The sequence below is a fragment of the Nitrospirota bacterium genome (genome assembly GCA_016212215.1).
GTDB lineage: Bacteria > Nitrospirota > 9FT-COMBO-42-15 > HDB-SIOI813 > HDB-SIOI813 > JACRGV01.
Genome location: JACRGV010000062.1, coordinates 21784 through 31001 on the forward strand (window position 1 = coordinate 21784; position 9218 = coordinate 31001).

The window sequence follows — 9218 nt, forward strand, 5'->3', positions numbered from 1 at the left end:
TTAAAAAACATTGGCCACGAATTTCACGAATAAGACAAATGCCACGAATTAAATACTTTTATACTTTTATATTCGTATCATTCGTAAAATTTGTGTCATTCGTGTTCCATCAGTGGTCTGTATTTTAAAGGGACTTTTATCATAACAACGTGATAATTGGTTTGTCAATGAAAGGAAGGGGTAAAAATAAAATTTAGTACATCCGAAAATCTCATAGCTCACCCCCACCCTGACCCTCCCCCCTCAAGGGGGAGGGAATAATCTTAGGGGGTGAGGAAAAGTTGGGGTCAGATACCTGATTCCCTTTCCGACTCAAGCCTTCTCCTCTCTTCATCATAAGCCTTCTTCGCTGCCTGAATAGCTGCAAGGATTTCGCGTTTTTTATCGTCAGCAAGCTGAACTCCGCCGCGTACAAGCTCTTCTGTCCTGCTGCTGATCTCGTGCATCAGGTCTGAAAGCCTCCTCTGAATCGCATCTTTCTCAGTCATAAACTTCTCAGCACCTTTATTTGCAATCCTCCGGATGTCCTCTCTTGTCTCTTTTCCTGATTTAGGCGCATATAGCAAGGCTACTCCCGCACCTATAAGACCGCCTACTACAAAGAATATTAAGTTTTCTCCTCTACCATGATCACAGCCCATGTCACTCACCCCCTTTTCTTTTTTTTAAAAATATATTTAATCCTGCCCTTAATGCCTTAATAACCATGCCAATTTTCCTGATCGGACCTGTTACCTCCTCTATTATATTATCAATCTGTTTTGTACTGTGCTTTGCTGTTTCAATTATTCCCCGCATGTCATTCATAATATTCCTTGCATCATAAATCACAGGTCTTATATCGTTCTCCATCCTCAACAGAAATTCCTCCATCCGCTTGATTGCCTCCTCTATTCGTATACTCAATGTGTATAACCTGACCACGATTAACACGAAACATGCGGCTATAACAGCAACAGATATTTCTATTATCATAAGGTATTACTCCATGATTATGTTTTTAGCTTACTCGTATGAAAATTGAAAGTCAATTGCACAGGCAATTCTCGCTGAACTATCGGGCAAATGGCCTAACAGCGGGGTTAGAAAACCCCGCCTATCGCGATGGGCGGGACATTCTTGTCCCGAATACGCAAGGGGTAAGGTGGCACAAGTGTTGCAATATTTAATCATTGACTACTGCCTGATAACTCTGTTAATATGGCTCAACTTCAGGCAGCTAATGTAGAGGAGGGGGTAACATGGCTGAGCCTGCACTTTCAGAAGAACATATAGACACGATTCTTGATAAAATGTACCGGGAAAGGGGCTGGGACTTCCGCAGATACAGGAAGTCAAGCCTTAAGCGGTGCATCGAGAGAAGACTTGCCTTTTCAAGACTCCCTTATGAACACTACATAAACCTGCTTGATGCAGAACCTCGGGAATTTAATCAGCTCTTCAATCAAATCACAATTAAGGTAAGTGAGTTCTTCCGTGACCCGGAGGTCTTCCACAAGATAGAGGCGTATATAATACCTGAGACAGTAGAAAGGTTAAAAACGAAAAAACAGAGTAACATTAGGATATGGAGCAGTGGATGTGCAAGAGGAGAAGAACCGTACTCCCTTGCAATACTCCTTTCAAAGGCCAGAGAGAAATATTATACTGCTCATAATAGCAGTCCTTCCTTATCAGGATTTCCATGTAATATTAAGATATTTGCAACTGATATTGACGAGATATCAATTGAACTTGCAAGAAAAGGGATTTACAATGAAACGCTTCTGCAGAATGTACCGCTCTGTTTAAAAAATCATTGTTTCATATCTATTGACAACCGTTATCAGATAATTCCACAGATTAGAAATCTTGTAACATTCGGCGTCCACAATATCGTATCCAATATCCATCTGTCCCATATAGATATTGCAATATGCCGTAACCTGCTTATCTATTTTGAAAAGGATCTGCAGGAAAAGGTAATTGAGAAGTTCTGGTATTCCCTTGATAAAGGCGGATTCTTAATACTTGGGAAGAGTGAAGTTATACCTCATTCATTAAGGGGCAGATTTACAGAGGTCTTTAGAAAGGAAAAGATATACCAGAAGATTTAGGTATTGAATGAATATGCCGGCAAACGGAATAAAAGAGATGATCAATAATGCCTCCCTGAAGACAAAGCTGTTGGCGGCCTTCCTTTCAGTTGTTATCGTCCCTATGGTGCTCACGGCAATTGTAACGGAAAGATTAACAGCAAAAAAATTACGACAGGAAATTGAAAGCGGTACGGAACAGAATCTTGAGGCCGCATGGATACAGTACTATGTCCGGGCTGACCAGATGAAATATGGCATGCTGCAGGCTGCGGAACTTATAGAAACTGCAATCATAAAACATGATAAAAAATTTATCACAGATAAGATGGCCCACTGGAAGAATAAAAGACCTTATGTAGATGTCTGGGCTGTAACGGATAAAGATGGCCGGGTCATATCAAGGTTGAACAGTGAAAACTCCGGAGACATCTTTGAATTAAACGGTATAGTAAAAAAGGCCATGACTACCGGTGAAACAGTTATCTCTACCGAGGTTATGCCGAGGGCTTTACTGCAGAAAGAGGGCGATAAGCTCGCAGAAGATATTGCAATACCAGTTGAATTACAGAACAGGCCGGGGGAATATAACCCCGGCTATCCCGTGGAAAATGATGCATTAATGGTAACCGTTGTTGTACCGGTCTTTGATGGACATAGTACAGGTAATGTTGTTGGTGCAATAATCACAGGAGACATATTAAATAAGGATAATTTTGTTACAGATACACTTGCCTCAAAAATCCCTGATTCACATACAACAATTACAAAGAATGGAGTAAGAATTGCCACAAACAAGGTTGCAGGAGAGGGTGCAAGGGCGATCGGTGTTCCGATTACTGCCGGTATAATGGCTGTATTAAATACCGGTAAAACTTATACAGGAGAGATACCATGGATAAAAGAACCTTTTATCGGTGCCTATTCTCCAATAAAGGATAATAAAGGTAAAGTAATAGGCACCCTTTCAGTAAGCGTGCCTGAGAGTAAATTCACGGTTCACCACCGCAGTAACAGGATCAGCATATTACTTATTACCGGACTAAGTATCCTATTTGCCGGAGGGACGGCATTTTTTGTGACCAGAAAGATTACACATCCCATTGAAATTCTTGCAGACAGGACAAGAGATACTGCCGCAGATAAAATGGAACTTGTGCCTGTAGATGTCACGGAAGATACCAGGGATGAGGTCTCAATGCTTTCGAGGTCATTTAATGAAATGATAGTCGAGCTAAAAGAAAGTACAAGGGAAAGGGAAGTCCATGTTTCTGAAATGGAAAAGAAAAGTCAGGAGCTATCAGTCCTGAATGACAAATTGATCGCATCAAATCAGGAGCTTGAAGTATCGCTGGAAGAGTCCCAGTCCCAGGCAGAAGAGCTTCAGTCAGCAAATGAAGAGCTGACCATACTGAACGAAGAGCTTGAGAAAAAGTCAAATGAACTGTTTGATGCAAACATGAGGATTACACAGGAAGAGGAGGAATTAAAAAAGACACGAGACCAACTTCAAATTATCTACAACGGCATTAAAGATTACATTGTCCTGCTCAGCCCTGATTGTACGATACTTGAGGTCAATAAGGCATTTCTTGAGGCATATAACCTGCCTGAAGAGAAGGTAATCGGTAAAAAGTGCTATAACTTTGTATATGGCTGTGATCAGATAATCCCGGAATGTGACCTTAGAAACGGGGGAAAGTCACTAGTGCCGCATAGAAACCGTGTTACAACAAAGAACAACAAGACACTTGAGAGATATGTATTCCCTGTATGTGATAGTACGGGAAGATTACTTCACAGGGTAGAATATATCAGAGACGTAACAGAAGAAACGATATTGAAAGAGCAACTAATACAGGCAGAGAAATTATCATCACTCGGTGAGATATTGTCAGGCGTTGCACATGAATTAAATAATCCGCTGACAGGGGTAATAGGATACTGTGAGCTTCTTATTGATTCGGAGTCTTTCGGAGATGTTGCACTGAAGGAAAAACTTGGCAAGATCAATAATGCCGCCCTGAGATGTAAAAAGATAATTGAAAATCTCCTGAGCTTTGCGCGTCAGCATAAGATTGAAAAACAGTATGTAAATATTAATGACATTGTAAAGCAGACATTAGAACTAAAGGCCTATCAGCTAACTGTAGATAATATTGAAGCAGTCACAGAACTTGACGCCACTCTTCCTTATACAACGGTAGACCCTTACACAATCCAGCAGGTCTTTTTAAATATCGTAAATAATGCCCACCTTGCCATGAAGGAAAAGGGGGGAAAGCATAAATTAACCGCCAGGACTGAACATAACGAAGGGACAATAAAAATCTATTTTAGTGATACCGGCCCTGGTATATCAGAAACAAACCTGAAAAAGATTTTTGACCCATTCTTTACAACAAGAGAGGTGGGCAAAGGTACGGGACTGGGATTGAGTATTTCTTACGGTATTATAAAAGAGCATAATGGTGAGCTTCGTGTTACAAGCAGGCAGGGAGAGGGTGCTACATTTATTATTGAACTACCGATCTTGTCTGAATCTGAGGTAAAAAAAGCAGTAACAGCGAGTGCTGCTGATATTGAGACAGCAGGCGGGGAAAAGAAAAACATACTTGTTGTTGATGATGAAGAAAGTATACTTGAACTTATTAAGGCAATAGTCGAGAGTATGGGACATAATGCCTGCGTTGCATCTGATGCAAAGATTGCAATGGATAAGATAAAAAACAAAGACTACGACCTGATAATCAGTGATATCAGGATGCCGAATATGGACGGCAAGGAGCTTTACTGGACACTCAGGAGGTCCAGACCTGAACTGATAAATAAGATACTATTTACAACCGGTGATTCAATAAATTCAGAGACACAGAAGTTCTTACAGGATACAAAGGTATCATACATAGGAAAACCTTTTTCTACAATAGAATTAAGGAAACTAATAGCAGATTACTTCAAACAAGATGTCCGTACTTCCTGAAAAGATGAAGGCCATTGTGAAGACAGACCCCCGGCCTGGCCTTGAAATGGTGTCAGTTGATGTCCCCTCAATCAAACATGACGAGATACTCGTAAAGGTAAGGGCGGCCTCCATCTGCGGCACTGACCTGCATATATACAAATGGAATTCATGGGCACAGAACAGGATAAAATCCTTCCCGCTTATAACCGGTCATGAGTTTGCAGGAGATGTTGTAAATATCGGGGAGGGGGTAAGCGGTTTTTCAATCGGTGATTATGTTACTGCCGACAGCCATATCGTATGCGGCCATTGCCTCCAGTGCAGGGTCGGGCAGCAGCATATATGCAGTAATCTTAAAATACTTGGTGTGGACACAAACGGCTCTTTTGCAGAGTATATTGCAATACCGTATAGGGGTGTATGGAAAAACGATATTAATATGCCATTGGAGTTCGCCTCTGTTCAGGACCCGCTCGGAAATGCACTTTATGCCACGCTTGTTGAACCGGTCACCGGCAAATCAGTCCTGATTATTGGAGACGGCCCCATAGGACTATTCTCAGCGGGCATCGCCCGTGCGGCCGGTGCAAGCTGGATTGGCCTGATTGGTCACAATAAGCCGCGGTTGGAAGTTGCAAAGAAGATGGGGGCGGATGTGGTGTTTCTTGCCCACGATAAACCCCACCCTCACCTTAATCCTCTCCCTGACGGAGAGGAAATTTCCTTACCCGAGGCTGCATTTGGGGACAGGGAAACGCAGGAAAATTCCCTCCCCGACACTAAATGGGGGAGTGTTAGGGTGGGGATGGGGTCATTTTCGGAAGGCGTAGACATTGTCCTTGAGATGTCAGGGAGTCCGGAGGGGTTTGAGCAGGGATTGAAGTTATTGAGAAAAGGAGGAAGGATCTCAACATTCGGCATCTTCTCAAACCCTGTAACAGTTGATATTACAAACCAGATTATTTTCAAAGGGATCACACTTTATGGGATAAACGGCAGAATCCTTTTTGATACATGGTACCGGATGCACAACCTACTCAAATCCGGCAGACTTGATATATCACCGGTGATTACACATAAACTCCCATTTGGTGATTTTGAAAAAGGATTTCAATTACTTTTGGAAAGACCAAAGACGGCTGTTAAGGTAGTGCTGATGATGGACAACGGTTAAGATGCACAGAACAACCCCACCCTCACCCTAACCCTCTCCCTGAGGGAGAGGGGGCTATGATAGTTCCCTCCCCTTCAAGGGGAGGGTAAGGGTGGGGATGGGGTTATTTTCATATGAACTAAAATGTACACAAATCTCAAAACTCATCTTCAAACAGAGCTTCAAAATATCCATGAGGCAGGCCTGTTTAAGGAAGAACGCCTGCTTTCATCTGCTCAGGGTGTTTATATAAATGTAAATGGAAAACAGGTCATCAATATGTGTGCCAATAACTACCTGGGTCTTTCAAATCATCCGGAGATAATAGCTGCTGCAAAGGCCGGCCTTGAAAAATGGGGATATGGGCTGTCATCCGTAAGGTTTATCTGCGGGACACAGGATATACACAAGGAGCTTGAGAAAAGGCTGTCTGCATTTTTAAATATGGAAGACACGATCCTTTATACCTCGTGTTTTGATGCTAATACCGGACTTTTTGAGGCTTTGTTTGATGAAAGAGATTCGATACTTTCAGATGAGCTGAACCATGCATCTATTATTGATGGAATAAGACTGTGCAAGACAAACCGATTACGCTTTAAACATAAGGATATGAATGACCTTGAGGAAAAACTGAAAGAGTGCGTTAATGCAAGATTCAGGATTGTCGCGACAGACGGGGTCTTTTCTATGGATGGGGAAATAGCCCCGCTAAAGGAAATATGTTTGCTTGCAGAAAAGTATGACGCACTTGTTATGGTTGATGACTCACATGCAACAGGGTTTTTAGGCCCAACCGGAAGGGGTTCAATAGAATACGCCGGTGTAATGGGAAAGGTTGACATTCTTACAAGCACGCTCGGCAAGGCACTTGGCGGTGCATCAGGAGGATTCACAAGCAGTCACAGTGAAATTATATCCATGCTAAGACAAAAATCACGGCCGTATCTTTTTTCAAACTCCATACCCCCTGTAATAGTTTCAACAGCAATCACAATACTCAAGCTCATTGAAGAGAGTGCAGGACTCAGAGAAAAACTTATGGAAAACACAACATTCTTCAGAAAAGAAATGGCCGCTATGGGCTATAAGATAAAAGAGGGTATACATCCGATAATACCTGTTATGCTCGGAGAGGCACAGTTAGCTGTAGAAATGTCAAAGCGTTTACTAACAGAGGGTGTTTACGTCGTAGGGTTCAGTTATCCTGTTGTCCCAAAGGGGCAGGCACGCATAAGAATACAGATTTCAGCCGCCCATGCTATGATGGACTTAGATTCGGCGCTAAATAAGTTTAAAAAGGTAGGAAAAAGTATAGGCATTATTTAGGCATCTTAATAAATATCGAAAAGGAGACAAAATGGAGAGTACATTAGGTTATTTAAAAGCATCCGATTATTTAAGGGAACTTGAGGGAAAGATTGCCCTTGTTAAATCCGACTTTAATGTACCTCTTATCAGTGATGGGGGCGGTAATCAGCGGGTTGCTGATGCATTCAGGATACTTCAGGCCGCGCCGTTTATAAAAGAATTGATAAATGCAGGCGTTATACCACTTTTAGTAACGCACCTTGGGAGACCAAAAGGCTATGACCCTGCGATAACCCTTGATCCGATTTCACCCGCCCTTGCAGACGCCCTTCAGAGAGATGTAGAGATTATAAGGTTTGCACCTGACAAAGGTACATTCTCTCCGGAACAGTTCAATCCTGATTATCTGAAAGGCCTTTTTAAATCAGGGATTATACCACTCCTTGATAATATCAGGTTTCATACTGATGAAACTAAAAATAGAGAATCGCTGGCAAAGGCACTTACCTTAGTTGCAGATGTAAGTATTCAGAACTCATTTGGAACTGCCCATAGAAAAGAGGCAACATCAAACAGGATACATGAATTTATACCGGGCTTTGCCGGAAGCCTGCTTGTAGATGAGATTGAGGCGCATGTTAAGATAAAGAAACCCGGTTCGCCCTACATTGTGATTGTTGGAGGCGACAAGGTCGAGGACAGCCTACAGCTTATGAGGGCAATATTCAGGGCAGAAAAGACAACACACTGGAGCAATATGTTCAACCCTGAACTTAACCTGCATATCGGTGAGAGGCTTGTTGATTATGTGCTTGTAGGCGGTCACCTGATGTATGCATTTGTATATGCACAATTAACCATGTTAAAAGAAGAAGACCTGCGGGGACTGCCCGGAGAGGTTAAAAAAGACCTGCGGGGACTTCGTGAGGTTAGACTTAAGGGGTTTGAATCAGAAAAGGAAGGCGGCTATGAATATAATGCAGAAGAGATAAACCTTGCACAGGGATTATTGAGACTTTATAACCAATTCCAGTTTAAAGACCCAAACCCGCTTCAGGGGAGGAGATTAATCCTGCCTGTTGATTATGCGATTAAACGGGAGGGGACAATCTTAAAGTCTGTACTTTTACATGAACTGAATGATGATGATGAAATAGTTGATATTGGTGACAAGACGAAGGAACTTTACACAGGTATAGTTGATAAGGCAGGGACAATTGTATGGAACGGCCCCCTTGGTGTGGATGATGAAAAATATGTTGATGGGACACGAAGAGTAATAGATGCAATTGATAAGAATAAAGATGCTGTAAAAGAGATCGGCGGCGGTTCTACTAATTTCATGACATCTTCTTATGAAGAGGGCAGTGGTAGAAAACTTAATATGGGGTTCAGGTCCACAGGCGGCGGGTCCACCTTGCTTGAGACAGCTTATGACTCCCCTGTAACTATCTCACTCATTATGAGTTCAAGAAAACTCCTCGAAGGCGGTTACGGCCTTAAATATGAAGATCTGAGAAAGTCTGTCATTAAAAAGCAATGGGGAAGAAGGGAATACCCGTGACCTATTCTAAGGGTCTGTCATAAAATAACCTATACATTTATGCATCTCATCTTCCGGCCATCTTTGTGTGCTCCTCAATCGCAACCCCTCAGCGTAGGTTCAACTACGCCTTCGGGTTTGCTCAATCGGTCGCACTCAAACCTGACCGAA

Annotated in this window: 7 protein-coding genes; 5 read left to right on the top strand and 2 right to left on the bottom strand. The window is 42.3% G+C overall.

Features of this window, described 5'->3' with window-relative positions; translation table 11 throughout:
* Positions 1–287 precede the first annotated feature (287 nt).
* Positions 288–641 carry a YtxH domain-containing protein gene (locus HZA08_05640; protein ID MBI5192908.1) on the bottom strand — a complete coding sequence of 118 codons (354 nt, stop codon included), beginning with the start codon at positions 639–641 and terminating at the stop codon, positions 288–290.
* A gap of 1 nt (position 642) precedes the next feature.
* Positions 643–975, bottom strand: a complete 333-nt coding sequence (locus HZA08_05645; GenBank protein MBI5192909.1) for a hypothetical protein — start codon at positions 973–975, stop codon at positions 643–645.
* A gap of 266 nt (positions 976–1241) precedes the next feature.
* On the opposite strand from HZA08_05645, the gene HZA08_05650 reads away from it, so the two are divergent.
* The 5 genes from HZA08_05650 to HZA08_05670 all read left to right on the top strand — a co-directional run bounded on the left by HZA08_05650 (position 1242) and on the right by HZA08_05670 (position 9068).
* On the top strand, positions 1242–2096 hold the full coding sequence (locus HZA08_05650) for a protein-glutamate O-methyltransferase CheR (GenBank protein MBI5192910.1): 855 nt from the start codon (positions 1242–1244) through the stop codon (positions 2094–2096).
* Positions 2097–2109: 13 nt separating this feature from the next.
* Positions 2110–5058, top strand: coding sequence for a response regulator (locus tag HZA08_05655; protein ID MBI5192911.1), 2949 nt, complete (start codon positions 2110–2112; stop codon positions 5056–5058).
* Positions 5059–5062: 4 nt separating this feature from the next.
* Positions 5063–6214 (top strand): alcohol dehydrogenase catalytic domain-containing protein, encoded by a 1152-nt coding sequence (locus HZA08_05660; GenBank protein ID MBI5192912.1) that lies wholly within the window; start codon positions 5063–5065, stop codon positions 6212–6214.
* Between the two features lie 123 nt (positions 6215–6337).
* A complete protein-coding gene (gene kbl / locus HZA08_05665; protein ID MBI5192913.1) occupies positions 6338–7522 on the top strand; it encodes a glycine C-acetyltransferase in 1185 nt (394 codons plus the stop codon).
* A gap of 31 nt (positions 7523–7553) precedes the next feature.
* Positions 7554–9068 (top strand): phosphoglycerate kinase, encoded by a 1515-nt coding sequence (locus tag HZA08_05670; GenBank protein ID MBI5192914.1) that lies wholly within the window; start codon positions 7554–7556, stop codon positions 9066–9068.
* The last annotated feature ends 150 nt before the right edge of the window (positions 9069–9218 follow it).